Source organism: Halomonas sp. I1 (genome assembly GCF_032334135.1).
Taxonomy (GTDB): Bacteria; Pseudomonadota; Gammaproteobacteria; order Pseudomonadales; family Halomonadaceae; genus Halomonas.
Genome location: NZ_JAVXUS010000001.1, coordinates 588,233 through 613,634 on the forward strand (window position 1 = coordinate 588,233; position 25,402 = coordinate 613,634).

Consider the following 25,402-nt stretch of genomic DNA (forward strand, 5'->3'; position numbering starts at 1 on the left):
GAGGCGGCGGGAATCGAACCCGCGTCCGCCGACACTCGCCCATCGGCTCTACATGCTTAGTTCCGTCTTTTGCTTTAACGTCGCTGGCTCCGACGGGCAGGATCCAGAAACGCGATTCCTCTAAGTTTTAACGGCTGACACGAGGACGGGGCCAGCCGCGATCCCATCAGTCTGAGCTCGTGCCCTTTGGTGATGAATGGGCACATCACCGCCGGGTAGGACTAGAAGCTAGCAGTTGTTACGCTGCCAGCGCGCCCTGAGCGTAGTTGTCGTCGTTTGCGACTATTTAATCGTGATGTTGGATTTACGAGATACATCACGCTCTCGGCATGCACCTCAGGGGTTGTCATCGGCGTCGAAGCCATGTCGCCCCCGTAACGACGCCATTCTAACAGAGTGGCTATGGGTGTGACAGCCTTATGTCTTGTTGTGCTCGCGCATGATGCGCCCCTTCTGGCGCTGCCAGTCGCGGTCCTTCTCGGTGGCCCGCTTGTCGTGAAGCTTCTTGCCGGTCACCAGTGCCAGTTCGCACTTCACCTTGCTGCCTTTCCAGTACAGCTTGAGCGGTACGCAGGTGTGTCCCTTGTCCTGAGTCCGCGAGAAGATCCTGGCGATCTCCTTGCGGTGCAACAGCAGCTTGCGTGTCCGGGTCGGGTCGGCCACCTCATGCGTGCTGACGGTGTTGAGCGGGGTGATATGGCTGCCCAGCAGCCAGGCTTCCCCGTTCTTGACCAGGATGTAAGTGTCGGTGAGCTGCGCCTTGCCGGCGCGCAGGCTCTTTACCTCCCAGCCGGCAAGCGACAGGCCGGCTTCGAAGGACTCGTTGATGTGGTACTCGAAACGCGCCTTCTTGTTCAAGGCGATGGCGTTGCTGCCCGGGCCCTTGCCCTTTCCTTTCTTGTTGGCCATGGAACCTCATATCCTGTCTTGCCGATGATGGCCTGCCCCTCCGATATGGGGGGAAGCGTGATACCATTCAAGGCCTGAAATAACCGCTCATGATACGCCTTGGGCCCCTTGAAGTCAGCGGAGAGGTCAATGCCAACGGTCAATCGGTCCGCCCTGGTGCGGCACACCCCCCAGCAAATGTTCGACCTGGTCAACGATTTCGAACGTTATCCGGAGTTTCTGCCGGGCTGTCGGCGTGCGCGGTTGCTCGAACGAGACGCCAAGCATCTGGTCGGCGAGATGACGCTGGGCCGTGCCGGCATCGAGCAGAGTTTCACGACACGCAACGACCTTCAGGAGCCCGAGCGCATCGATTTGTCGTTGGTCAGCGGCCCCTTCAAGCGCTTGCGCGGTCGCTGGCTGTTCCTGCCGATGGGCGAGGATACCTGCAAGGTCAGTCTGGAGATGGAGTTCGAGTTCGCCAACCGCCTGCTGGGCATGGCGTTCGGCAAGTTGTTCCAGCAGGTGGCGGGCCAGCTGGTGGACGCCTTCACGCGCCGTGCCGATGAACTCTATGGCCGTTGAGCCCGGGCGCGAGGTGAACGTCGAGGTGGCCTTTGCGCTCCCCGGCAGGCAGCGGATCATCCCCCTGACATTGCCGACGGGTACCTGTGCTCGCGAGGCAGTGCGCGAGGCCGATCTTGCACGGTATTTCCCCGAGGTGCCGCCCGAAACCTTCGAAGATGCCGCACTCGGCATCTTCGGCAAGGCGCTGCGCGATCCGGATCGCTACATAGTGCAGGAAGGCGATCGGGTGGAAGTCTACCGCCCCCTGCGTATCGACCCCAAGGCGGCGCGGGCGGCCCGCGCCGCGGATAAGCGGGACTGAAACAGGGCGACGGGTCAGTCGTCCTCGGGGCGGACGTTGAGCAGATTGCCGGCCTGCTCGTCGGCGGAATCCGTCGGGCCGATGCCGCGCTCGTTGGCGACCGACGGGGGCCGTGAGAAGTCGCCATGTCGCTCGATGTCGGCCAGGCGGTTGCCCTGGAAGGTCAGGGTCAGGCGGCGTTGCTCGATGCCGCTGTAGGCCTTGTCCAGGCGGTAGACGTAATCCCACTGCTGGGCGTCGAAGGGCGCCTCGAGCATCGGACTGCCCATCAGGTTGACCACCTGCTGGCGGGTCATGCCGGGTTGCAGTTGTTCGGCCATGTCGGCGGTCACCAGGTTGCCCTGGGCCAGATCGCGCTTGTAAACGCCGAAATAGCTGCAGCCACTGATCAGGGTCAGGGCGACGGTAAGGGTGACGGTTCGAGTCAGCTTTTGCATTTGCGCCTGTTCTTCACTATCGTGGTTTTGGTCGATCATACCCGACCCTACCTGATACTGCGAAGAGCAACCATGGCCGACCAGAACCATGAATTACGCAAGGCCGGTCTGAAAGTGACCCTGCCGCGCGTCAAGATACTGCATATCCTCGAGAGTGCCACGGGGCAACACCACCTGAGCGCCGAGGATGTCTACAAGACCCTGCTCGAGGCGGGCGAAGACGTGGGCCTGGCCACCGTCTATCGCGTGCTGACACAGTTCGAGACCGCCGGTCTGGTGACTCGTCACAACTTCGATGGCGGCCATGCCGTCTTCGAGTTGACGCAGGAAGAGCATCACGACCATATGGTGTGCCTGGAAAGCGGCGAAATCATCGAGTTCTTCGATGACACCATCGAGCGTCGTCAGCAGGAGATCGCCGAGGAGCACGGATACGAACTCGTTGATCATGCCCTGGTGCTATACGTACGTCCCAAGGGCTCCAAGGTGACGCGCCAGGAGTCGCCCGGCAAGAAGTAAAGGCGCCCATTCGCTGAGGCGTGGCCGACGGCGCCCCCGATCCTTGGATCGGGGGCGCCGTCGTGCGTATGGGAAATCAGTGATGGGCGCGCTGACTGGCGTCGAGCATCTCCCGGGCGTGTGCCAGGGTCTGGTCGGTCAGCTTCATGCCGCCCAGCATCCGAGCCAGTTCGCCGACCCGCCCGGCCTCGTCGAGCAGCGCCATGTGAGTCAGAGTGGTCTCGTCTTCGGCCTGCTTGGCGATATGCAGGTGCTGGTGGGCCTGGGCCGCCACCTGGGGGAGATGGGTCACGGTCATCACCTGGCCGCCTTTTCCCAGGCGCCGCAGAAGCTGCCCGACGACTTCGGCGGTGGCGCCGGAGATGCCGACATCGACTTCGTCGAAGACCAGGCTCGGGGTGGTGGAATGCTGGGCAGCGACCACCTGGATAGCCAGGCTGATCCGCGATAGCTCGCCGCCCGAGGCAACCTTGGCCAGCGGACGTGCGGGCTGGCCGGGGTTGGCGCTGATCGAAAAGCGGGCACGCTCGAGCCCGTCGGGAGATGGGGTGTCGCGAGGTGTCAGTTCGACGTCGAAACTGGCCTTGCCCATGGCCAGGAAGGCCAATTGTTCCTGTACGGCTTCGCCGAAACGACGCGCGGCGTCCTGGCGGGTGGCGCTCACTGCCTCGGCTCGTTTCTGCCAGGCTTGCTTCAGGTTCTCTACCTCGACGGCCAGGGCATCAAGGTCGCCATCGCCGCCTTCCAGTTCGGTGAGTTCCTCACCGAGGCGTTGGTGCAGGGCGACGAGTTCGTCGGGTGACACCTGGTGTTTGCGGGCGATGCGGTGCACCTCGCCGAGGCGATCCTCGACCCAGCTCAGGCGCTCGGGGTCCAGCTCCACGCCGGAGGCGAAATGGTTGAGTTCGCGACCGGCTTCTTCGACATGAATGCAGGCGTCACCCAGCATGCTCAAGGCATCGGCCAGGGCGCCGCGATCGCTGCCGGGCAACACTGAAAGCCGGTTCACCGCCTGATGGAGCAAGGGCAGGGCGCCTCCTTCGTCGCCGTCGCAGCATTGGGCGGCGAACTGGGCCTCGCGCAGGCGTTCCTCGGCGTGTGCCAGTGTTTCCTGTTCCGACTCCAGGCCTTCGAGCTCGCCCTCGGTCAGGGCCAGCTGGTCGAGCTCCTCGACCTGGTAGCGCAGTAGCTGGAGGCGGGCGCGAACCTCGTCGTTATCCTCCGAGAGTCGCTTGAACCGTTGGTGGGCCTCACGCCAGGCGTGGAAGGTGTCCCCCATGTCGCGAACGGCTTCGCCATGGCCGGCGAAGTCGTCGAGCAGATGCAGGTGGGTGTCCTCGCGCAGCAGGCCCTGGTGAGCGTGCTGGCCATGGATCTCGATCAGATGGTCACCCAGTGCCTTGAGGTCCGCCACCGTGGCGGGCTGGCCATTGATCCAGGCCCTGGAGCGGCCGGACCGGGTGACCACGCGACGCAGCAGGCAATCGTCGCCGGGGAGTTCGCGTTCGTCGAGCCAGGCCCGGGCGGCAGGCAGGTCGGTGACGTCGAAGCGTGCACTCAGGTCGGCGCGCTCGCAGCCGTGACGGACGCTGCCGGCATCGGCGCGTTCGCCTAGGCACAGGCCCAGAGCGCCGAGCAGGATGGACTTGCCGGCCCCGGTTTCGCCGGTGATGGCGGTCATGCCGCCCTCCAGCTCGAGCGCCAGGTGGTCGACGATGGCGAAATCGCGAATGGCGAGCTCTGTCAGCATGATGCTTCCCCCGGGGCTTGTCCGAAGCGACTGGTTATTCATCCATTGCCTTGTGCGTTTATACAGTAGTTCATGCCCCGCAACAACGCACGCTCGCAATCCGCTTGATCGGATGCCTTGAGTTCCGCGCGGTCAGCCCCATATACCCCGCAACGACATTTCATCCCGACAACATGTCTTCAGGCGGCCCATGGCCGCCGGCCGTCATTCAGGAGGCACGCATGGCCAAAGATCCGCAGACACCACTGGACGATGAGCTTTCCCGTCAACAGGAGGAAGCCGATACCCAGGTGGAGCCGGAGTCCGTGGAAGGCGAGCTCGAGGAGGCCATCGAGAACGCCGACCAATCCGGGGAAGAAGGCGAATCGCCGGATAACCCGGAAGCCGAGGTCCTGGCCGCCAAGGTCGAGGAGCTCGAGCAAAGCCTGGCCGACGCCAAGGATCAGTCGTTGCGGGCTGCCGCCGAGGCGCAGAACGTACGCCGACGCGCTGAACAGGAAGCCGAGAAGGCACGCAAGTTCGCGCTGGAGAAGTTCGTCAAGGAACTCCTGCCCGTGATCGACAGCCTGGAAAAGGCACTGGACGCTATGGGCGAGGATGCCACCGAGGCGCATCGCGAGGGCGTGTCGATGACACTGAAGATGCAGCTCGATGTGCTGGGCAAGTTCGGTGTCGAGGCAATCGACCCTGCTGGCGAGCCCTTCGATCCGCAATACCATGAGGCCGTGACGATGGTGCCCAACGCTGAACTGGATCCCAACAGCGTGATGGAAGTGATCCAGAAGGGCTATCTGCTCAATGGCCGTCTGGTGCGCCCGGCGATGGTGGTCGTCAGCCAGGCCGCCGAGTGACATTTAACGCCGAAAAGCGGCCCGGAGCCCTTGAAAAGGCGCCGAAGGCCCCCAGATAGACGGCAACCCCGCGGCGAACGCCGCGCACACGAACGAATCTGCAACATCGATATTTCGAGGATTTCCTATGGGACGCATCATCGGTATTGACCTGGGGACCACCAATTCCTGCGTGGCCGTACTCGACGGCGACGACGCCAAGGTGATCGAAAACGCCGAAGGCGCACGCACGACCCCCTCCATCATCGCCTACACCGAAGACGGCGAGACGCTGGTGGGACAGGCGGCCAAGCGCCAGGCGGTCACCAACCCCCAGAACACCCTGTACGCCATCAAGCGCCTGATCGGCCGTCGCTTCCAGGACGACGTCGTCCAGAAGGACATCAAGATGGTGCCCTACACCATCACCGAGGCCGACAACGGCGACGCCTGGGTCGAGGTCAAGGGCAACAAGCTGGCGCCGCCCCAGGTCAGCGCCGAAGTGTTGAAGAAGATGAAGAAGACCGCCGAGGACTACCTGGGCGAGACCGTCACCGAGGCCGTCATCACCGTGCCGGCCTACTTCAACGACAGCCAGCGCCAGGCTACCAAGGATGCCGGTCGCATCGCTGGCCTCGAGGTCAAGCGCATCATCAACGAGCCGACCGCGGCCGCGCTGGCCTATGGCATGGACAAGGCCCGTGGCGACAAGACCATCGCGGTCTATGACCTGGGTGGCGGTACCTTCGATATCTCGATCATCGAAGTGGCCGACGTGGACGGCGAGACCCAGTTCGAGGTGCTGGCCACCAACGGCGACACCTTCCTGGGCGGCGAGGACTTCGACCTGGCGCTGATCAACTACCTGGTCGATCAGTTCAAGTCCGACAGCGGCATCGACCTGTCCGGCGACAACCTGGCCATGCAGCGCCTCAAGGAGGCCGCCGAGAAGGCCAAGATCGAGCTGTCCAGCGCCCAGCAGACCGAGGTCAACCTGCCGTACATCACGGCCGACAACACCGGTCCCAAGCACCTCAACGTCAAGGTGACCCGGGCCAAGCTCGAGTCGCTGGTGGAAGAGCTGGTGGCGCGCTCGCTGAAGCCGTGCAAGACCGCCCTGGCCGATGCCGACCTGTCCGCCTCCGACATCGACGATGTCATCTTGGTGGGTGGCCAGACCCGCATGCCGATGGTCCAGGCCAAGGTCGCCGAATTCTTCGGCAAGGACGCTCGCAAGGACGTCAACCCGGACGAGGCCGTGGCCGTGGGCGCTGCCATCCAGGGCGGCGTGCTGGGCGGTGACGTCAAGGACGTGCTGCTGCTCGACGTCACACCGCTGACGCTGGGTATCGAGACCCTGGGTGGCGTGATGACGCCGCTGATCGAGAAGAACACCACGATCCCGACCAAGAAGACCCAGACCTTCTCGACGGCGGACGACAACCAGACGGCCGTGACCATTCACGTGCTCCAGGGCGAGCGTAAGCAGTCCACCGGCAACAAGTCCCTGGGTCGCTTCGACCTGGCCGACATTCCGCCGGCACCGCGCGGTGTGCCGCAGATCGAGGTCGCCTTCGACCTGGACGCCAACGGCATTCTCAACGTGTCTGCCAAGGACAAGGCCACCGGCAAGGAACAGTCGATCGTCATCAAGGCGTCCAGCGGCCTGTCCGAGGAAGAAGTCGAGCAGATGGTCCAGGATGCCGAAGCGCATGCCGACGAGGACAAGAAGTTCGAGGAACTGGTCGCCCTGCGCAACCAGGCCGACGGCATGGTCCACGCTGCCCGCAAGACTCTCGAGGAAGCCGGCGACAAGGCGACCGATGACGAGAAGCAGGCGATCGAGAACGCCGCCAGCGAGCTCGAGGAAGCCGCCAAGGGCGACGACAAGGACGACATCCAGGCCAAGCTCGACACCCTGACCGAGGCGTCCGGCAACCTGGCCCAGAAGATGTACGCCGACCAGGCCGAAGAGGCCGGCCAGCAGCCGGGGGCCGACGCCGGCGAGCAGGCCGAGGGCCAGAAGAAGGAAGACGACGTGGTCGACGCCGAGTACGAGGAAGTCAACGACGACCAGAAGAAGCAGTAAACCACGACGTCTGAATCACGGCGGACACCAGCGCGGGGGCTCGACTCCCGCGTTGGCGTTTGCGCAGCGTCGCTACGGAGGCGGACAGACACATGTCCAAGCGTGACTATTACGAGGTGCTGGGCATAGAGCGCGGGGCCGATCAGAAAGAGATCAAGAAGGCCTACCGACGCCTGGCACAGAAATACCATCCGGACCGTAATCCGGACGATGACACCTCGGCGGAGAAATTCCGCGAGGTTTCCGAGGCTTATGAGGTCCTGACCGACAGCGAGAAGCGCGCGGCCTACGACCAGTTCGGCCATGCCGGTGTCGATGGCCAGGCTGGAGGCGGCGGCTTCGGCGGCGCGGGAGCCGGTGGCTTCAGCGACATCTTCGGCGATGTCTTCGGCGACATCTTCGGTGGCGGCGGGGCGCGTCGCAATCCGAACGCACCGCAGCGCGGCAGCGACTTGCGCTACAACCTCGAGCTCGATCTCGAGAGCGCCGTGGCGGGCACCAGCGTGGACATCCGCGTGCCGCGCCACATTGAGTGCGAGCGCTGCGACGGCGATGGCGCCGAGCCGGGCTCCAGCAAGGAGACCTGCCCGACCTGTAACGGTATGGGTCAGGTACGCATGCAGCAGGGCTTCTTCGCCGTACAGCAGACCTGCCCGACCTGCCATGGCAGCGGTCAGCACATCAAGGTGCCCTGCCACAAGTGCAACGGCGAAGGCCGTGAGCGCGAGACGCGCACGCTGTCGGTGAAGATCCCGGCCGGTGTCGATACCGGTGATCGCATTCGCCTCAACGCCGAGGGCGAGGCCGGCATCAACGGCGGGCCGCCCGGTGACCTCTATGTCCAGGTGGCGATCAAGCCGCACCATATCTTCGAGCGCGAAGGGCGTCACCTGCAGTGCGAGGTGCCGATCAACTTCGTCGATGCCACCCTCGGTGGCGAGCTGGAAGTGCCGACCCTGGATGGCCGGGTGAAGCTCAAGATTCCCCCCGAGACCCAGACCGGCAAGATGTTCCGGCTCAAGGGCAAGGGCGTGAAACCGGTGCGTGGCGGCCCCGCCGGCGATCTGCTGTGCCGGGTGGTGGTCGAGACCCCAGTCAAGCTCAGCGAGGAACAGAAGGACCTGCTGCGGACGTTCCAGGATAGCCTGGACGGCAGCAACAGCCACCACTCGCCGAAGAAGAGCAACTTCTTCGATGGCGTGAAGAAGTTCTTCGAGGACATGAAGCCTTGACGACCAGGGTGTCGTGAAAGCCATCCTGTCGCCCCCGTCGTTGCCCGGCGGGGGCTTTCCTTTCTGTGCTCGCCGTTCTACCGTAATGGGTTTCCCCGCCGAGAAGGAAAACGTGTCATGGAATGGCTCGCCTTCGTGATCGCCGCCCTGGGTTTTGCCTATCTGCCCGGCCCCGCCATGCTGTATACCGCCGCCCAGACGCTGGGCAGAGGGCGACGTGCGGGATTCGGTGCGGTACTGGGCGTGCATCTCGGCTGCTATGTGCATGTCATCGCGGCGGCGCTGGGGCTGGCGGCGCTGTTCGCCGCGGTGCCGCCGGCCTATGTGGCGATGAAGGTCATCGGCGGTTGTTATCTGATGTGGGTCGGCGTGCGTCTGTGGCAACGCGGTATCGGCTCGCCCGAGGCGCCGGAGAGCGCGGGCAAGGGGCGTCGCCGCGTGTTGATCGACAGCATGCTGGTCGAGATCTTCAATCCCAAGACGGCACTGTTCTTCGTGGCTTTCCTGCCGCAGTTCGCGCAGCCGGATGCCGGCATGGCCATGGGCTGGCAGTTGTTCTGGCTCGGCATTGCCGCGAACGTCCTGTTCTCCTCGGCCGACGTGGTTGTGGTGATGCTGGCCGCACCCTTGCGTCGTTGGTTACAGGGCCCGAGGGGCTCGACGCGCCTCGCCCAGCGCCTGGGCGGTGGCCTGCTGGCCAGCCTGGGGGCGCATGGCCTGACACAGGTCTATCGATAAGGACGCTCATGACCAACGCCACGGATCGGCCGGTAGCCGGTATTCTGCTCAGGCTTCTCTCCGGCGTGCTGTTCACGGCGATGATGGTGTGCGTCAAGGTGGTGAGCACGGGGGTGCCGCTGGGGCAGACGGTGTTTTTCCGTTCGGCCTTCGCGCTGCTGCCCATCATGGCGTTCATGGCCTGGCGACGGGAGTTCCCCAGGGCGCTGGCGACCCGCCGCCCGCTGGGGCATCTGTTGCGCTCGGGGCTGGGCGCGGCGGCAATGTTCGCTTCCTTTGCCGCGGTGGCTCGATTGCCGGTGGCCGAGGCCACGTTGCTGGCGCAGCTGGCGCCGGTGGCCATGGCGGTAGGCGGCGTGCTGCTGCTGGGGGAACGCTTCAGCCTCCACAGGGCGGCTGCTCTGGCACTGGTACTGGGCGGTGTGGCGGCGCTGGTGGTGCCCGACCTGGGCAACGGCGAGCAGGCGGGGCGCCTTCCGGGCTATGCCCTGGGCATTCTGGCCGCCTTGCTGACGGCGGGCGCCCTGGTCACGGTGCGGCGGATCTCGCGTACCGAGACACCGGCCTCCATTGCCTTCTACTTCGTGCTGGTCACGACGCTGGCCGGTCTGGCCACCTTGCCGTTGGGCTGGGTCGAAGTATCGGGGAAGACGCTGGCGCTGCTGATCCTGGCGGGGCTGTTCGGCGGGGCCGCCCATATCTGCATGACCCTGGCGTTGCGCTTTGCCGAAGTGTCGCGCCTGGCCCCCTTCGAGTACGTGGCGCTGATCTGGCCGGTGCTGGCCGATCTGCTGATTTTCGGGCTGCCCCTGTCGCCGGGCTTCCTGGTCGCGCTGCCCCTGGTGCTGGGCGGTGCCGGACTGGCTGCCATGGAGGGGCGTCGGGTCAGGTGGCCCCTTCGACGATGAGCTGGGGCTCGCCACGTGAGCAGGGTTCGATGCGGGTCTCCACGCGATAGACCTGGCGCAACAGCTCGGGGGTGACGACCTCCGCAGTCGGCCCGCAGGCGACCAGCCGGCCATTTTCCAGCATGATCGCCTCGTCCGTGAAGCGCAGTGCCTGGGCCAGGTCATGCAGGGCCGCCAGGATCAGCATGCCCCGCTCCCGGGCCAGCCGGTGCAGGATCGACAGCAGCTGAATCTGCCGGTGCAGGTCGAGTGCCGAAGTGGGTTCGTCGAGCAGCAGAATCTCGGGGTCCTGCACGAGTGCCTGGGCGGCACCCACCAGTTGGCGCTGGCCGCCACTCAGATCGCCGATATCGCGCGCTCCCAGCTCGACGATGCCCAGCTCGCCCAGGGCGCGGTCGACCTCGGCCATGTCTTCGGCCTGGACCTTCAGGCTGCGCCCCTGCATCCGCGCCAGCAGCACCGACTCGTATACCGTCAGTACCGCATTGGCGCCGGTGTCCTGTGGCATGTAAGCCAGTGGCCGCTCACGGGTCGCGCCGTGGATGCGAGCACTGCCGCAACCTCCGATCAGACCGAGTATGCGCCGGAACAGCGTGGATTTGCCCGCGGCATTGGGGCCGAGCAGTGCCACGATTCGACCCCCTTCGAGAGGCGGCGTGGTGATGTCCGACAGGATCTCGTGACGGCCATAGCAGGCCGTCAGGCCGTCGAGCGTGAGCGTTACCATGAGGTCTTCTTATGGCTGAGGACGAGGAACAGGAAGAAGGGAATCCCCACCAGTGAGGTGATGATCCCGATGGGAATGATGGTGCCGGGCAGGATGACTTTCGACAGCACCGAGCCGACGGAGAGGATCAGGGCGCCGCAGAGCGCCGCTCCCGGCAGGAAGAAACGCTGATCCTCGCCCAGCAACAGGCGGGCGATATGCGGCCCGACCAGGCCGATGAAGCCGATGGTGCCGACGAAGGCCACGGCGATGGCGGCCAGCAGCGAAACCAGTACCAGCACCTCCAGTCGCAGCGCGCGAGGCTTTACGCCCAGGCTCTCGGCCTTGGCATCGCCCAGGCGCATGGCGGTCAGTGCCCAACCATGTCGGGCAAGCAGTGGCAGGACCACCACCAGCACGCCGAGGGCGATCCATAGCTTGGGCCAGGTGGCCTTGGTCAGGCTGCCCATCGTCCAGAAGACCACCGCGGCCACCGCCTGCTGGCTGGCGAAGAACTGGATCAGTGCCATCAGCGAGTTGAAGATGAACACCATGGCGATGCCCAGCAGTACGATGGTCTCGATGGTCACGCCTCGCTTGAGGCTCAGCGCATGAATCGCGAAGGCCGTCAGCATGGCCATGACGAAGGCGTTGATCGGAATCACGTAGTCGATCGCGGCGGGTACGATCACCACGCCGAAGGCCAGCGCCAGGGCCGCGCCGAAGCTGGCCCCGGCGGAGATGCCCAGCGTGAAGGGGCTGGCCAGTGGGTTGCTGAGGATGGTCTGCATCTGGGCGCCGGCCACCGACAGGCTGGCGCCGACGACCAGGGCCATCAGCGCCACCGGCATGCGGATCTCCCACAGGATCACCCGTGCCTGCTGGCTGACGGCCTCCGGGGTGAAGAGGGCGGCCACTACCTCGCCCAGGCCGAAGCGGGCCGGTCCCAGAGCGAGGTCGACGCAAAGACTCAGACACAGCGCCAGCGTCAGGGCGGCGAGGATCAGCTGGCGACGCAGCACGAGACGGCGATAGAACCCTCTCCCCCTGGGAGTGGATGAGGCCGGGGCGGTGGTCGAGACGTTCATGCCGGCCTGCACCCTAGCGGTCCTTCAGCGAGGTCCAGTAGCCCGGCACATAGTCCACCGGGAGGAAACGCTGGTGCAGTTTTTCCATCGTCGCTTCGGGGTCGAGGTCATCGAACAGCGACGGATGGAACCACTTGGCCAGTTGCTGGACGGCGACGAAGTAATAGGGGCTGTTGTAGAACTGGTGCCAGATGGCGTGGACGTCGTCGTTCGCGACGGCGTCGATGCCGGTCATGGCGGTGCGTTCGGTCAGCGCCTCGAGCTTGGCGCGAGCGGCGCCCATGTCGGCGCCGGGGCCCACGCCGACCCAGTCCCCGCCGGGGACGTAGGCGTCCCAGTTGCCGCCGGTCACCACGACCTGCTGCGGGTCGGCGGCGATGATCTGTTCGGGGTTCAGCGAACCGAAGGTGTCCGGGATGATGTCCTTGGCGATATTGGTGCCGCCGGCGATCTCGACATATTCACCGAAATTGCCGTCACCGAAGCTCATGCAGCAGTCTTCCGAATAGCCGCCGGCACGGTCGACGAAGACGCGCGGGCGCTCGGGGCCGGCGGTCTCGATGGTCTCGGTGACGCGTGCCATCTGCGCCTGGGCAAAGGCGATGAAGGCCTCGGCGTCTTCTTCCTCGCCCAGCAGCTCGCCCATCAGGCGCATGGAGGGGATGGTGTGCGCGAGCGGGTCCTCGCGAAAATCCACATAGACGATGGGGATGTCGAGTTCGGCCAGCTTGTCGTCATAGCCGGCGTCCTCGGTCGCCGCCCTGGCTTCCAGGTTCATCAGCACGACATCCGGCTCCAGCGCGGCGGCTTGCTCGACGTCGAAGGTGCCGTCCTTGAAACCACCGAAGGTGGGGATCTCCTTCAGTTCGGGAAAGCGCTCGGCATAGGCGGCGTAGTTGTCCGGGTCGGCCTGGGAAAAGTCCTCGCGCCAGCCCACGACGCCCGCGAACGGCTCGTCTGGCTGCAAGGCGCCGAGCAGATAGATCTGGCGGCCTTCCCCGAGAATCACGCGCTCCACGGGAGCATCGATGGTGACCTCGCGACCGGCAATGTCGGTGACGGTGATGTCGTCAGCATGGGCGACGGCACTGCCCAGGATGAGGGAGATGCCGCCGAGGGTCTTGAGCAGTGCAGTGCGCATGGGGCGTCGTCACTCGCTGATGGGTCGATAGTTTCGAGGCGTCGACGAGTGCGTAGGTGTTTCACCCGTCATTGCATATCGTTCCTATTTGCAACGGTGGAGGAGTGTGGCGCAATCGCCCCGTGTTGTCGAGATCGTGTTGTCGAGATGTAGAGGTAGCGTTCCGACCGGTCGAACGGGAAGTTCGTGAGCTGGGGCTGGCGCTCGGGGGGAGCGCCGTCATAGGCTGAACACTCATGATCGAGGAAGAGGGAGGGCATCATGCCGATTTCACGTGCCGAGATTGTCACCGAATCCGGTGACAAGCTGATCAACCGGCTATGCAAGCACTGGTCGCACAAGCTGGAAGTAGAGCAGAAGGAAGGTGAGGGCCGGATCACCTTCGATAATGGAAGCTGCCTGCTGCGTGCTGAGCAGGACAAGCTCCAGGTGGCGGTCGAGGCGCTGGATGAAGAGGGGCTGGATCGTCTGGAAGGGGTGGTGGCGAGTCACCTCGAACGCATGGCCGGTAAGGAGTCTCTGGACATCATCTGGGAGAACTGAGTCATGACGGCCCGCACCGCCCACCTGGGCATGCTGCTCTGGGCGGCATTGGTGGGCCTGTCGTTTCCTGCCGTGGGGCTGATGAGCGAGTTGCCCCCGATGTTGCTGACCGCTCTGCGCTTCGCCATTGCTTGCCTGGGTCTGTGGCCGCTGGCACACCGGGCCGAGGGCTTTGGCCTCACACGCCGGGCCTTGCCGGTATATGGGCTGATGGGTCTTTGCCTGGCGGGGTTCTTCGGTGCCATGTTCTGGGCCGCCCATCACGCCACGGCGCTTTCCATGGCAACGCTGCATGTCACTGTGCCACTGCTCGCCTATGGGCTGGGGCTCGGAATGCGGGTGGAGCGGCTGGCCTGGCGGTTGCCGGCGATTCTCGCGCTGGGTGCCGCCGGCGCCCTGGCACTGGCCTGGGCCGAGGCGCTGGTGCGAGGTGGTCAGGTGCGATTCGGCGAGGGCGAGGTCGTGTTCTTCGCCGGCTGTTTCTGCTCGGCGCTCTACCCGGTGCTCTCGAAGTGGGGGCTGAATGCGGGGCGACTGCCGGCCTCGGCGGCGGTGCGTACCTTCTGGAGCCTGGGGCTGGGCGGTGGCTTGATCGGCACCCTGGGCGTGCTGGTGGAACCGGTATCGCGACTCGCGGCGATGGCCTGGTCCGATGCGGTGCTGCTCATCTATCTGGGGGTGTTCTCCAGTGCCTTGACCTTCTGGTTGATGCAGCGCGCGACCCTGGTGCTGACGCCCGGGGCGATTACCGCTTACGGCTACCTGGTGCCGTTCGTCTCCATGCTCGTGCTCTTCCTGCGCGCACCGCAAAGCCTGGGGTGGGTCTGGTTGCCGGGTAGTCTCATGGTGCTGATGGCCATCGCATTGCTGCTGCGCCATGACACGGGAGGCAGCAAACGGGACGCCTGTGCGTCAGCGCGGACGGAGGCAGACTAGCAGGCTGCGTTGCAGCGGGCTGGCATTGTCATCGCTGAGCAGCAGCAGGCGACCATCGCCGAGTCGGGTCAGCCCTTCCATATTGTCCAGCCACCAGCCATCGCCGCTGGAAAAGCTGGCCAGCGTCTCGACGTCGAGTTCGGGTGGTTCGCCGAGCCGGATGCGGCGCAGGCTGATCACTAGGGGGGCCGGTGGCGCGAAGGCGCGCTCGAGGGCCAGCAGATCATCGCCGTCGACGGTAAGTTCGGTCAGGGCACTACCGGTCGGGGCGGCCAGAGGGTAGCGCCACTCCTGGCCGCCGAGCGTGAAGAGACGTGTCTCTTTCGGCGCGACGCCTCGAGGGGGCGACTCCAGGCCAAGTACGAGGCCATGTTCGGGGTGTCGCGTCATGGCTTCCATGCCCTTGTTGACCGCCGCGCCTGTCGCTTGATCGGGACGAATGGGCGACGCCAGGGGCGTGCCGTCTGGACGGAAGCGCTGCAGGCGGTGGTCACGCTCGAAGCTGATCCAGAGCTCGGTATCGCCGAGCTTGCCATTGGTGTCGTGCCGTAGTGACAGGGACTCGGCATCGGCCGCCGAGCCCTCGAGCGGGGTGCCATCGGTGTTGCGTAATCGATGGCTGTCGATGGGCGAGAGACCGCTAAGGTGCTCGGCTTCGAAGCGCGGCCGAGCCCGATGCAGCCACCCCCGATCCGATACCATGTGCAATAGGCCGGCGTCGCCTTCCCAGGCGAGGTCGGAGAGCCCGTTGACCGGTGAGCCGTCCGGCCAGCGGCCGGGCAGGGAGAGCGTGCCGCAGTGTTCGACGCGTGCCGGTGGCGTGACATCGTCTCCGGCCAGGGGCACGACGCGGGCGCGCTCGGCGCAGCCCGGCAGGGGCATGAGTGTCGCGATGAGCAGGAGGGCGGTCGGCAGGGTGCCGGCGCGCCGATACGGTCTCGTATTCCGGGGCATGGTGGACTCGGCCGTCATGACGTTTCGGCTGGCCAGTCTGCCACAGGCACGTGTCGGTCGTATGGCAGGGGCGCGTCGCAGACGCCCCGGCGCGGCGTTGTTATACTGCGTATCTTCCCTTTTATCGAGCCTCGCGAGGAGTTCGCATGACCCGTATCGCCATCGCCGGTGTCGCCGGCCGCATGGGCCGCACCCTGGTCAACGCCGTGCAACAGGACGCCGAGGCCACGCTCGCCGGTGGTACCGTCTCGCCGGGTAGCTCGCTGGTCGGGGTCGATGTCGGTGAATTGGCCGGCAGCGGCAAGCTGGGCGTGATGGCCACCGATTCGCTGGAGGCGATCATCGATGACGTCGATGTGCTGATCGATTTCACGGCACCTCGGGTGACGCTGGACAACCTGGCGGTCTGCGCCGAGCACGGCAAGCGCATGGTGATCGGCACCACCGGCCTGGCCGACGACGAGCTGGCCGAACTGGACGGTTACCGTGACCGCGTGCCGATGGTCTTCGCACCCAACATGAGCGTCGGCGTGAACCTGACGCTGACGCTGCTCGAGACTGCTGCCCGAGCGCTGGGGGACGAGGGTTACGACATCGAGGTCATCGAATCTCACCACCGTCACAAGGTCGATGCCCCCTCCGGCACGGCCTTGAAACTGGGCGAGGTGGTGGCCAATGCCCTGGAGCGCCCCCTCAAGGAGTACGGCGTGTTCGAGCGGGTCGGTCAGTGCGGGCCGCGCAGCGACAAGGAAATCGGATTTGCCACGGTGCGCGCCGGCGACATCGTCGGCGAACATACCGTGATGTTCGCCACCGAGGGCGAACGCATCGAGATCACCCACAAGGCCTCCAGTCGCATGACCTTCGCCAAGGGCGCCGTGCGCGCGGCACGCTGGGTGGCCGACAAGCCAGCGGGTCGCTATGACATGCAGGATGTCATCGGGCTGGATTGAAGGGTGGTCGAGCGGCCTCGGATGCTTTAAAATCCACCAAATTTTGGCCGGGCGCCGGCTCTCGCCGCGCAAACGCTTGTTGCGTCGGCCCAGCATTCCGAGCGAATGACAACAAGCGGGATGAAACCGGTCTTCACTGTCGGGTTTCGTCCCGCTTTTTTGCGGGCCGATTGAAGGGACGGGTCCTTGAAAGGGCGCGGCCGGGCGAGAGCCTGTCTCGTGGATGGCTCCGGGGGCGACCGGGCTGTCAGCGCCATGCGAGAAGTATTCCTTGACGAGCTGTCTCTTACGCCGTCTTTGACAATATGGGAGGACGTTGCATTGAACAAACCCGCGATACTGGCCCTGGAAGACGGTAGTGTGTTTCATGGCACCGCCATCGGTGCCGATGGGCAAACCAGCGGTGAGGTGGTGTTCAATACGGCCATGACGGGCTACCAGGAAATCCTCACCGACCCCTCCTATACCCGTCAGATCGTCACCCTGACCTATCCGCACATCGGCAATACCGGCATCAATGCCGAAGACGTCGAATCCGGCGCCATCGCCGCCGCCGGCCTGGTGATTCGCGACCTCCCGCTGCTGGCCAGCAGTTTCCGCTCCGAGCAGACCCTCTCCGACTACCTGGCGAGCCAGAACGTGCTGGGCATCGCCGATATCGATACTCGTCGGCTGACGCGTATCCTGCGCGACAAGGGCTCCCAGAATGGCGCGATCCTGGCCGGCCCGGACGCCGAAGGAGAGGGGGCCGAAACGCGGGCCCTGGAAGCGGCCAGGGCGTTTCCCGGGATCAAGGACATGGACCTGGCCAAGGTCGTGTCCTGTGCTGAACCCTATGAGTGGCACGAAGGCGAGTGGGCTCTGGGTAAGGGGTACGCTGACGCCGCCCAGGAAGAACGACCCTACCATGTCGTCGCCTATGATTATGGGGCGAAGCGCAATATTCTGCGCATGCTGGCGTCCCGGGGCTGTCGGCTGAGCGTGGTGCCGGCCCAGACCTCGGCCGAGGACGTGCTGGCCATGAACCCGGATGGCATCTTCCTCTCCAATGGTCCGGGCGACCCCGAGCCCTGTGATTATGCCATCCGTGCTATCCAGGCATTCCTGGAGACCGATATCCCGATCTTCGGCATCTGCCTTGGCCATCAGTTGCTGGCGCTGGCCAGCGGTGCGCGGACGGTGAAGATGGGTCACGGCCACCATGGCGCCAACCACCCGGTGCAGGACCTCGATACCGGCCACGTGATGATCACCAGCCAGAACCACGGCTTCGCCGCGGATGAGGCGACCCTGCCCGGGACCCTGCGCGCGACCCATCGTTCGCTGTTCGACGGCACCTTGCAGGGCATCGAGCGCACCGACCGTCCGGCCTTCAGCTTCCAGGGCCACCCTGAGGCGAGCCCGGGGCCGCGCGACGTCGCGCCGCTGTTCGACCGCTTTATCGAGATGATGAAGGTCAAACGCTAACCGTCCGATCGTCGCCCCTCGTCCGTCACCTTTATTTGCGGGAAGCACCATGCCAAAACGTACCGACATCCAGAGCATCCTGATCATCGGCGCCGGCCCCATCGTCATCGGTCAGGCCTGCGAATTCGACTATTCCGGCGCCCAGGCCTGCAAGGCCCTGCGCGAGGAAGGCTTTCGCGTCATTCTGGTCAACTCCAACCCGGCCACCATCATGACCGACCCGGTAATGGCCGACGCCACCTATATCGAGCCGATCACCTGGCAGGCGGTGGAGAAGATCATCGAGGCCGAGCAGCCCGACGCTGTGTTGCCGACCATGGGCGGCCAGACCGCGCTCAACTGCGCCCTGGACCTGGACAAGCACGGCGTGCTCGCCAAGCACGGCGTGGAGATGATCGGGGCCAACGCCGATGCCATCAATATGGCCGAGGATCGGGACCTCTTCGACCAGGCGATGAAGCGCATCGGCCTGGAGTGCCCAAAGGCCAAGGTGGCCCACACCATGGACGAGGCCTGGCAGATCCAGGGGGAGCTGGGCTTCCCGGTCATCATTCGTCCCTCCTACACCATGGGCGGCTCCGGCGGTGGCGTGGCCTACAACAAGGAAGAGTTCGAAGAGATCTGCACCCGCGGCTTCGAGCTCTCCAACAACCACGAGCTGCTGATCGACGAGTCGCTGCTGGGCTGGAAGGAATACGAGATGGAGGTCGTTCGCGACAAGAACGACAACTGCATCATCGTCTGTGCCATCGAGAACTTCGACCCCATGGGCGTGCACACCGGGGATTCCATCACCGTGGCCCCCGCCCAGACGCTGACCGACAAGGAATACCAGAACATGCGCGACGCCTCCCTGGCGGTGTTGCGCGAGATCGGCGTCGAGACAGGCGGCTCCAACGTCCAGTTCGGTGTCGATCCGGATACCGGTCGCGTGGTGGTCATCGAGATGAACCCCCGGGTGAGCCGTTCCTCGGCGCTGGCCTCCAAGGCCACCGGCTTCCCGATCGCCAAGATCGCCGCCAAGCTGGCCGTCGGCTATACCCTGGACGAGCTGCAGAATGACATCACCGGCGGGCGCACCCCGGCCTCGTTCGAGCCGTCCATCGATTACGTGGTCACCAAGATTCCGCGTTTCACCTTCGAGAAATTCCCCCAGGCCAATGACCGCCTGACGACCCAGATGAAGTCGGTCGGCGAGGTGATGGCCATCGGGCGTACCTTCCAGGAGTCCCTGCAGAAGGCCCTGCGGGGGCTGGAAACCGGCAACGACGGCCTCGACCCGAAGGTCACTCGCTTCACGGGCGATGCCATGGCCCACATCAAGGGCGAGCTCCAGGTGGCCGGCGCCGAGCGCATCTTCTACGTGGCCGATGCCATGCGCGCCGGCCTCTCCGTCGACGACCTGTTCCGTCTGACCAACATCGATCGCTGGTTCCTGGTCCAACTCGAGGACCTGGTCATGACCGAACAGGCGCTGGCCAAGCGCTCGCTCTCCGAGCTGACATCACGCGAACTCTTCACGTTGAAGCGCAAGGGCTTCTCCGATGCGCGTCTGGCGAAACTGCTGGGCGTGGCCGAGAAGGACTTCCGCAAGGCGCGCCAGGCGTTCGATATCCGCCCCGTCTACAAGCGCGTGGACACCTGTGCGGCGGAATTCGCCACCGATACGGCCTACATGTACTCCTCCTATGAGGAAGAGTGCGAGGCAGATGTCTCCGATCGGCCCAAGATCATGGTGCTGGGGGGCGGTCCCAACCGCATCGGGCAGGGCATCGAGTTCGACTACTGCTGCGTGCATGCCGCGCTGGCGATGCGTGACGATGGCTATGAAACCATCATGGTCAACTGCAATCCGGAGACCGTCTCCACCGACTATGACACCTCGGACCGGCTCTACTTCGACCCGGTGACCCTCGAGGATGTGCTGGAGATCGCCGACAAGGAGAAACCGGCCGGTGTGATCGTGCAGTTCGGTGGTCAGACGCCGCTCAAGCTGGCCCGCGAGCTCGAGGCGGCCGGCGTGCCGATCATCGGCACCACCCCGGATGCCATCGATCGCGCCGAGGATCGCGAGCGCTTCCAGCAGATGATCGACAAGCTGGGGCTCAAGCAGCCACCCAACGCCACCGCACGGAGCTTCGAGGAGGCCTTCGCCAAGGCCGAAGCCATCGGCTATCCGCTGGTGGTGCGTCCGAGCTATGTGCTCGGCGGGCGCGCCATGGAGATTGTCTACGATGCCTCCGAACTGGAGAGCTACATGACCCACGCGGTCAAGGTCTCCAATGATTCGCCGGTATTGCTCGACCACTTCCTGAATGCGGCCATCGAGGTCGATATCGATGCCGTGTCTGACGGTCGGCAGGTGGTGATCGGCGGCATCATGCAGCACATCGAGCAGGCCGGGGTGCACTCTGGCGATTCCGCCTGTGCCTTGCCGCCGTATTCGCTGCCGGCCGACGTTCAGGACGAGATGCGCGACCAGGTCAAGCGCATGGCGGTTGAGCTCGGGGTCAAGGGGCTGATGAATGTGCAGCTGGCCTGGCAGGACGGCGAGATCTACGTCATCGAGGTCAACCCGCGCGCCTCGCGCACTGTGCCCTTCGTCTCCAAGTGTGTCGGCACCTCGTTGGCGCAGGTGGCCGCGCGTTGCATGGCCGGTGTTTCCCTGGCCGACCAGGGCTTCGACCGGGAGATCGTGCCGCATTTCTACAGCGTCAAGGAAGCGGTTTTCCCGTTCGCCAAGTTCCCGGGCGTCGACCCCATCCTGTCGCCGGAAATGAAGTCCACCGGCGAGGTGATGGGCAGCGGCGATACCTTTGCCGAGGCCTTCTACAAGGCGCAGCTGGGCGCCGGTGAAGCGATCCCGGCGCTTACCGGCGAGCGAAAGGCGTTCCTGTCGGTGCGCGACCCTGACAAGCAGGGAGTTATCGATGTGGCGCGATCTTTGTTAGGATTAGGGTTCACACTGTGCGCGACGCGTGGCACGGCATCGGCCCTGCAACAGGCTGACCTGCCCGTGGAGGTCGTCAACAAGGTTTATGAAGGCCGTCCTCATATTGTCGATCTGCTCAAGAACGACGAGGTCGCCTATATCGTCAACACCACCGAGGGCCGCCAGGCCATCAATGATTCCTCGGTGATCCGCCGCACTGCTCTCGCTCGCAAGGTTCCCTATGCCACCACCCTGGCGGGAGCCAATGCCGTTTGCCTGGCACTTGAATATGGTAATGCCATCACCGTGCGGCGGTTACAGGAATTGCATGCAGGAGTCAGTCAATGAACAAGGTCCCGATGACCGTCGTCGGCGAGCAGCGCCTTCGCGATGAGCTCGAACACCTCAAGAGTGAGGCGCGACCCAATGTCATCGCCGCCATCGCCGAGGCGCGCGAGCACGGCGATCTCAAGGAAAACGCCGAGTATCACGCTGCCCGCGAGCAGCAAGGCTTCATCGAAGGCCGGATTCAGGAGATCGAAGGCAAGCTCTCCAACGCACAGGTCATTGATGTCACCAAGCTTCCCAAGACCGGGAAGGTGATCTTCGGGGTGACGGTGGAGCTGATCAACCTGGATAACGACGAGGAAGTGACCTATCGCATCGTCGGCGAGGACGAGGCCGACATCAAGTCGGGCCGGATCTCCGTTACATCGCCCATCGCTCGGGCCCTGATCGGCAAGGAAGAGGGCGAAGTGGTGCTGGTGCGAACCCCAGGCGGCGATGTCGAGTACGAGATCGGCAGTGTCGAGCACCTGTAGCCCTTCGGGCAGCCGTAAGCCGTAAGCTGTAAGTCAAAACCTAAACACCCCCAGGGCGGCGCCTTGGGGGTGTTTTCTTACGGCTTAAAGCTTATGGCTTACAGCTCGCGCGAAGCGCGTCAGCGTCGGCCGTGATGGTTCTCGAAGCGTTTGATGTTGGAGAGCTTCGGGTTGACCTTGGGGTTGTGGCGGTAGAGCAGGGCGACCTTGCCGATCTTCTGGATCAGTTCGGCGCCGCTGGCGTCGAGCAGTTCGTCGATCATGGCGGCGCGGTCGTCGCGCTCGGGCAGGGCCAGCTTGACCTTGATCAGCTCATGGTCGCCGAGGGCACGGTCCAGTTCGGCGACCACGCCTTCGGATATCCCGTTTTCCGACACCGTGACCACGGGGTCGAGGTGATGGCCGATGCTGCGAAATGCTTTCTTTTGTGCCTGTGACAAGCTCATGGTATCTTGATTCATCCCGGTTGGCGCGCTGCGCGTATGGTACGGCGTATCGCGTCGCGGCGAAACCGCCGCGCCTCGTTATTCTCTCGAGTCGCCGGGCCCGCAGGTCAGCACCTCGTCCCAGGTCATCCCGGAATTCGCTCGACCGCCCGACATCCAGTTCATTCTACAGGTGATGCCGTGGCATCTTCCCGTGACTCTCGCCCGAAAGGCGCCCGCACCAAAGGTGCCGGTCGGCGCGGCGCCCAAAAGCCCCGTACCGGCTGGATGAAAGAGCACTTCGATGATCGTTATGTCCAGCAGAGCTGGCAGGATGGTTATCGCAGTCGGGCCAGCTACAAGCTGCTGGCCCTCGATGAGAAGGACAAGCTGCTGCGTCCCGGCATGACGGTGATCGACCTGGGGGCGGCGCCCGGTGGGTGGAGTCAGGTCGCCGCCGAGAAGGTCGGTGACGAAGGCTTGGTGGTCGCCTCCGATATTCTCGAAATGGATGCTCTAGCCGGGGTCGATTTCGTGCAGGGGGATTTTACCGAGGAAAGCGTGCTCGAGGAGGTCCTGGGGCGGCTCGAAAATCGCCCGGTGGACCTTGTGATGTCGGATATGGCCCCCAATATGAGTGGTATGGCGGCCATCGACCAGCCCCAGGCCATGTACCTGGTGGAGCTGGCCTTGGATCTGGCGCGCCAGACCCTGTCGCCCGGTGGTGTGTTCCTGGCCAAGGTGTTTCAGGGCGAAGGGTTCGATGCTTACCTGAAGGAGCTGCGCGGCAGCTTCAAGCGGGTAGTGACACGCAAGCCGGAGGCCTCGCGGGCGCGTTCCCGTGAGGTGTATCTGCTGGCAGAAGGTTTTCGCGGCTGAGCCGGCCTGCAAGGCGCGGCGGGGCTGCGGGGTGTGACGATCTGTTCCATAGACTGGGGCTAACGGTGCGATGGCCGGACACGGCGGCGCAAGTATGCCACAGTGGGCAGTAACGGAGTGAACCGAGGTCCGCGTCCTGGCTGAACGTGTGCCTCTGATGTAGTGTCGAAGCACTAGGCGCATTTGGCCGACGGATTCTTGCAATTGAGGGTAGTCCCTTGAACGATATGGCGAAGAACCTGATCCTGTGGTTGGTCATCGCGGCGGTGTTGCTGACGGTGTTCAACAATTTCAGTGTCGATAACGCACCGCAGACGATGAACTATTCCCAGTTTGTCCAGCAGGTGCAGAACGAGCGCGTCGATAGCGTGACCATCGATGGTTATACGATCACCGGTCAGCGCACCGATGGCTCCGAGTTCCAGACCATCCGGCCAGCGGCGGAAGACCCCAAGCTGATGGATGATCTGCTGGCCCACGATGTCACCGTGGTGGGCAAGGAGCCGGAGCAGCAGAGTCTCTGGACCCGGCTGCTGATCGCCAGCTTCCCGATCCTGTTGATCCTGGGGATCTTCATCTTCTTCATGCGTCAGATGCAGGGCGGTGGAAGCGGCAAGGGCGGGCCGATGAGCTTCGGCAAGTCCAAGGCCAAACTGCTTTCCCAGGACCAGATCAAGACCACCTTCTCCGATGTCGCGGGCTGTGACGAGGCGAAGGAAGAAGTCGAGGAGCTGGTCGACTTCCTGCGTGACCCGACCAAGTTTCAGCGTCTGGGGGGCACCATTCCCCGAGGCGTGCTGATGGTCGGCCCGCCCGGGACCGGCAAGACCTTGCTGGCCAAGTCGATTGCCGGTGAGGCCAGTGTGCCCTTCTTCTCGATTTCCGGCTCCGACTTCGTCGAGATGTTCGTCGGTGTCGGTGCGTCTCGTGTGCGCGACATGTTCGAGCAGGCCAAGAAGCAGGCGCCGTGCATCATCTTCATCGACGAGATCGATGCCGTGGGCCGCTCGCGTGGCGCCGGCATGGGGGGCGGCAACGACGAACGCGAGCAGACGTTGAATCAGCTGCTGGTCGAGATGGACGGTTTCGAGGCCAACGAGGGCATCATCGTCATCGCCGCCACCAACCGCCCCGATGTGCTGGACCCGGCGCTGCTGCGTCCGGGCCGTTTCGACCGCCAGGTCACCGTGCCGTTGCCCGATATCCGTGGCCGCGAGCACATCCTCAACGTGCACCTGCGCAAGGTGCCGCTGGCCGACGACGTCAAGCCAACCTACATTGCGCGTGGTACGCCCGGCTTCTCGGGTGCCGATCTGGCCAACCTGGTCAATGAGGCAGCCTTGTTCGCGGCGCGTGGCAACAAGCGCCTGGTGGGGATGGACGAGCTGGAGATGGCCAAGGACAAGATCATGATGGGCTCCGAGCGCCGCTCCATGGTCATGACCGAAAAGGACAAGCTCAATACCGCCTATCACGAGTCGGGGCACGCCATCATCGGTCTGGTGATGCCGGAGCATGACCCGGTCTACAAGGTCACCATCATTCCCCGTGGCCGAGCGCTGGGCGTGACCATGTTCCTGCCCGAGGAAGATCGCTACAGCCTGTCGCGCCAGCAGATCATCAGTCAGATCTGCTCGCTGTTCGGTGGCCGTATCGCCGAAGAGATGACGCTCGGGCCGAACGGCGTGACGACCGGCGCCTCCAATGACATCAAGCGTGCCACCGAGCTGGCGCACAACATGGTTGCCAAGTGGGGCCTGTCCGAAGAGATGGGGCCGATCATGTACGACGAGGACGAGTCGCATCAGTTCCTCGGCGGCGGTGGTCAGGGCGGCATGCTGAAGTCCGGCGAGACCACGACCCGGCTCGACAAGGAAGTGCGCCGGATCATCGACGATTGCTATCAACAGGCGAAACAGATCCTGGAAGACAATCGCGACAAGCTGGATGCCATGGCCGAAGCACTGGTCAAGTTCGAGACCATCGATGCCAATCAGCTCAAGGACATCATGGAAGGTCGCGATCCACGGCCGCCGGAGGATTGGGAAGATGATGGTTCCGGTGGTGGTTCGCCGATCACCGGCGCCGGCGAGGAGCCTAAACCTTCCGAGGCATCCGATGATGGCGAAGGGGGAGATGAGGAAACGCCAAGGCGTCGCCCCTCCGACCCTCTGGGTGGCCCCGCCGGGACCTGATCCCAGTGGCGCCCGCCTCCGTTGAACACTAGGCGCCCTGCGGGGCGCCTTCGTCGTAGAGGGCTATGGCCCGGTACCCGAT

Annotated in this window: 24 protein-coding genes and 1 other RNA gene; 16 read left to right on the forward strand and 9 right to left on the reverse strand. The window is 64.4% G+C overall.

Going from position 1 to position 25,402, the window contains the following annotated elements; all coding sequences use genetic code 11:
• Positions 1 to 374: a transfer-messenger RNA gene (gene ssrA, locus RSO41_RS02705) on the reverse strand.
• A 43-nt stretch (positions 375 to 417) separates the two neighbouring features.
• Complete coding sequence (gene smpB, locus RSO41_RS02710; RefSeq protein ID WP_315617526.1) at positions 418 to 909, reverse strand: SsrA-binding protein SmpB; 492 nt, start codon at positions 907 to 909, stop codon at positions 418 to 420.
• 129 nt (positions 910 to 1,038) lie between these two features.
• Here smpB and RSO41_RS02715 point away from each other — a divergent pair, with 129 nt between their 5' ends.
• Together RSO41_RS02715 and RSO41_RS02720 are read left to right on the forward strand one after the other, a co-directional pair.
• Positions 1,039 to 1,473 carry a type II toxin-antitoxin system RatA family toxin gene (locus tag RSO41_RS02715; protein WP_315617527.1) on the forward strand — a complete coding sequence of 145 codons (435 nt, stop codon included), beginning with the start codon at positions 1,039 to 1,041 and terminating at the stop codon, positions 1,471 to 1,473.
• Positions 1,463 to 1,777: an RnfH family protein gene (locus tag RSO41_RS02720; protein WP_315617592.1), complete on the forward strand. Its 315-nt coding sequence runs from the start codon at positions 1,463 to 1,465 to the stop codon at positions 1,775 to 1,777. Before RSO41_RS02715 ends, RSO41_RS02720 begins: the two co-directional genes overlap by 11 nt.
• A gap of 14 nt (positions 1,778 to 1,791) precedes the next feature.
• On the opposite strand, the gene RSO41_RS02725 is transcribed toward RSO41_RS02720, so the two are convergent.
• On the reverse strand, positions 1,792 to 2,214 hold the full coding sequence (locus RSO41_RS02725) for an outer membrane protein assembly factor BamE (RefSeq protein ID WP_315617528.1): 423 nt from the start codon (positions 2,212 to 2,214) through the stop codon (positions 1,792 to 1,794).
• A 72-nt stretch (positions 2,215 to 2,286) separates the two neighbouring features.
• Between RSO41_RS02725 and fur the strand changes: the two genes are divergently transcribed.
• On the forward strand, positions 2,287 to 2,733 hold the full coding sequence (fur, locus tag RSO41_RS02730; RefSeq protein WP_315617529.1) for a ferric iron uptake transcriptional regulator: 447 nt from the start codon (positions 2,287 to 2,289) through the stop codon (positions 2,731 to 2,733).
• A 76-nt stretch (positions 2,734 to 2,809) separates the two neighbouring features.
• Here the strand turns inward: fur and recN are convergent, their stop codons facing one another.
• Positions 2,810 to 4,483 carry a DNA repair protein RecN gene (gene recN / locus RSO41_RS02735; RefSeq protein ID WP_315617530.1) on the reverse strand — a complete coding sequence of 558 codons (1,674 nt, stop codon included), beginning with the start codon at positions 4,481 to 4,483 and terminating at the stop codon, positions 2,810 to 2,812.
• Positions 4,484 to 4,704: 221 nt separating this feature from the next.
• Here recN and grpE point away from each other — a divergent pair, with 221 nt between their 5' ends.
• From grpE to RSO41_RS02760, 5 genes are all read left to right on the forward strand, one after another.
• The gene (gene grpE, locus RSO41_RS02740) at positions 4,705 to 5,334 is read left to right on the forward strand and encodes a nucleotide exchange factor GrpE (RefSeq protein WP_315617531.1); all 630 of its coding nucleotides are present in this window, start codon (positions 4,705 to 4,707) and stop codon (positions 5,332 to 5,334) included.
• Between the two features lie 127 nt (positions 5,335 to 5,461).
• Positions 5,462 to 7,402, forward strand: coding sequence for a molecular chaperone DnaK (dnaK, locus tag RSO41_RS02745; protein WP_315617532.1), 1,941 nt, complete (start codon positions 5,462 to 5,464; stop codon positions 7,400 to 7,402).
• A gap of 92 nt (positions 7,403 to 7,494) precedes the next feature.
• Positions 7,495 to 8,634, forward strand: coding sequence for a molecular chaperone DnaJ (gene dnaJ, locus RSO41_RS02750; RefSeq protein WP_275286628.1), 1,140 nt, complete (start codon positions 7,495 to 7,497; stop codon positions 8,632 to 8,634).
• 117 nt (positions 8,635 to 8,751) lie between these two features.
• Positions 8,752 to 9,372 (forward strand): LysE family translocator, encoded by a 621-nt coding sequence (locus tag RSO41_RS02755; RefSeq protein WP_315617533.1) that lies wholly within the window; start codon positions 8,752 to 8,754, stop codon positions 9,370 to 9,372.
• A gap of 8 nt (positions 9,373 to 9,380) precedes the next feature.
• On the forward strand, positions 9,381 to 10,280 hold the full coding sequence (locus tag RSO41_RS02760) for a DMT family transporter (RefSeq protein ID WP_315617534.1): 900 nt from the start codon (positions 9,381 to 9,383) through the stop codon (positions 10,278 to 10,280).
• On the opposite strand, the gene RSO41_RS02765 is transcribed toward RSO41_RS02760, so the two are convergent.
• From RSO41_RS02765 to RSO41_RS02775, 3 genes are read right to left on the reverse strand one after another with little or no spacing between them, the layout of a single operon-like run.
• Positions 10,258 to 11,007, reverse strand: a complete 750-nt coding sequence (locus tag RSO41_RS02765; RefSeq protein ID WP_315617535.1) for an ABC transporter ATP-binding protein — start codon at positions 11,005 to 11,007, stop codon at positions 10,258 to 10,260. The genes RSO41_RS02760 and RSO41_RS02765 overlap by 23 nt on opposite strands.
• Positions 11,001 to 12,074, reverse strand: a complete 1,074-nt coding sequence (locus tag RSO41_RS02770; RefSeq protein ID WP_315617536.1) for an iron ABC transporter permease — start codon at positions 12,072 to 12,074, stop codon at positions 11,001 to 11,003. Before RSO41_RS02770 ends, RSO41_RS02765 begins: the two co-directional genes overlap by 7 nt.
• 13 nt (positions 12,075 to 12,087) lie before the next feature.
• Positions 12,088 to 13,215: an ABC transporter substrate-binding protein gene (locus RSO41_RS02775; RefSeq protein WP_315617537.1), complete on the reverse strand. Its 1,128-nt coding sequence runs from the start codon at positions 13,213 to 13,215 to the stop codon at positions 12,088 to 12,090.
• Positions 13,216 to 13,476: 261 nt separating this feature from the next.
• Between RSO41_RS02775 and RSO41_RS02780 the strand changes: the two genes are divergently transcribed.
• A complete protein-coding gene (locus RSO41_RS02780; protein WP_315617538.1) occupies positions 13,477 to 13,758 on the forward strand; it encodes a DUF2218 domain-containing protein in 282 nt (93 codons plus the stop codon).
• Positions 13,759 to 13,761: 3 nt separating this feature from the next.
• Positions 13,762 to 14,694 (forward strand): DMT family transporter, encoded by a 933-nt coding sequence (locus RSO41_RS02785; RefSeq protein WP_315617539.1) that lies wholly within the window; start codon positions 13,762 to 13,764, stop codon positions 14,692 to 14,694.
• Here RSO41_RS02785 and RSO41_RS02790 read toward each other — a convergent pair.
• Positions 14,671 to 15,648, reverse strand: a complete 978-nt coding sequence (locus RSO41_RS02790) for an esterase-like activity of phytase family protein (RefSeq protein ID WP_315617540.1) — start codon at positions 15,646 to 15,648, stop codon at positions 14,671 to 14,673. The two genes, RSO41_RS02785 and RSO41_RS02790, sit on opposite strands and share 24 nt — an antisense overlap.
• 146 nt (positions 15,649 to 15,794) lie before the next feature.
• On the opposite strand from RSO41_RS02790, the gene dapB reads away from it, so the two are divergent.
• The 4 genes from dapB to greA all read left to right on the forward strand — a co-directional run bounded on the left by dapB (position 15,795) and on the right by greA (position 21,821).
• Complete coding sequence (dapB, locus tag RSO41_RS02795; RefSeq protein ID WP_315617541.1) at positions 15,795 to 16,601, forward strand: 4-hydroxy-tetrahydrodipicolinate reductase; 807 nt, start codon at positions 15,795 to 15,797, stop codon at positions 16,599 to 16,601.
• Between the two features lie 321 nt (positions 16,602 to 16,922).
• Positions 16,923 to 18,068 (forward strand): glutamine-hydrolyzing carbamoyl-phosphate synthase small subunit, encoded by a 1,146-nt coding sequence (gene carA, locus RSO41_RS02800; RefSeq protein WP_315617542.1) that lies wholly within the window; start codon positions 16,923 to 16,925, stop codon positions 18,066 to 18,068.
• Between the two features lie 49 nt (positions 18,069 to 18,117).
• Entirely contained in the window at positions 18,118 to 21,348 is a 3,231-nt protein-coding gene (gene carB / locus RSO41_RS02805) for a carbamoyl-phosphate synthase large subunit (RefSeq protein ID WP_315617543.1), read from the forward strand.
• A complete protein-coding gene (gene greA / locus RSO41_RS02810) occupies positions 21,345 to 21,821 on the forward strand; it encodes a transcription elongation factor GreA (RefSeq protein WP_315617544.1) in 477 nt (158 codons plus the stop codon). The genes carB and greA overlap by 4 nt, the downstream gene beginning before the upstream one ends.
• A 119-nt stretch (positions 21,822 to 21,940) precedes the next feature.
• Here the strand turns inward: greA and yhbY are convergent, their stop codons facing one another.
• Entirely contained in the window at positions 21,941 to 22,267 is a 327-nt protein-coding gene (yhbY, locus tag RSO41_RS02815; protein WP_315617545.1) for a ribosome assembly RNA-binding protein YhbY, read from the reverse strand.
• A gap of 267 nt (positions 22,268 to 22,534) precedes the next feature.
• Here yhbY and rlmE point away from each other — a divergent pair, with 267 nt between their 5' ends.
• Complete coding sequence (rlmE, locus tag RSO41_RS02820; RefSeq protein ID WP_315617593.1) at positions 22,535 to 23,125, forward strand: 23S rRNA (uridine(2552)-2'-O)-methyltransferase RlmE; 591 nt, start codon at positions 22,535 to 22,537, stop codon at positions 23,123 to 23,125.
• A gap of 218 nt (positions 23,126 to 23,343) precedes the next feature.
• Positions 23,344 to 25,320: an ATP-dependent zinc metalloprotease FtsH gene (gene ftsH, locus RSO41_RS02825; RefSeq protein ID WP_315617546.1), complete on the forward strand. Its 1,977-nt coding sequence runs from the start codon at positions 23,344 to 23,346 to the stop codon at positions 25,318 to 25,320.
• The last annotated feature ends 82 nt before the right edge of the window (positions 25,321 to 25,402 follow it).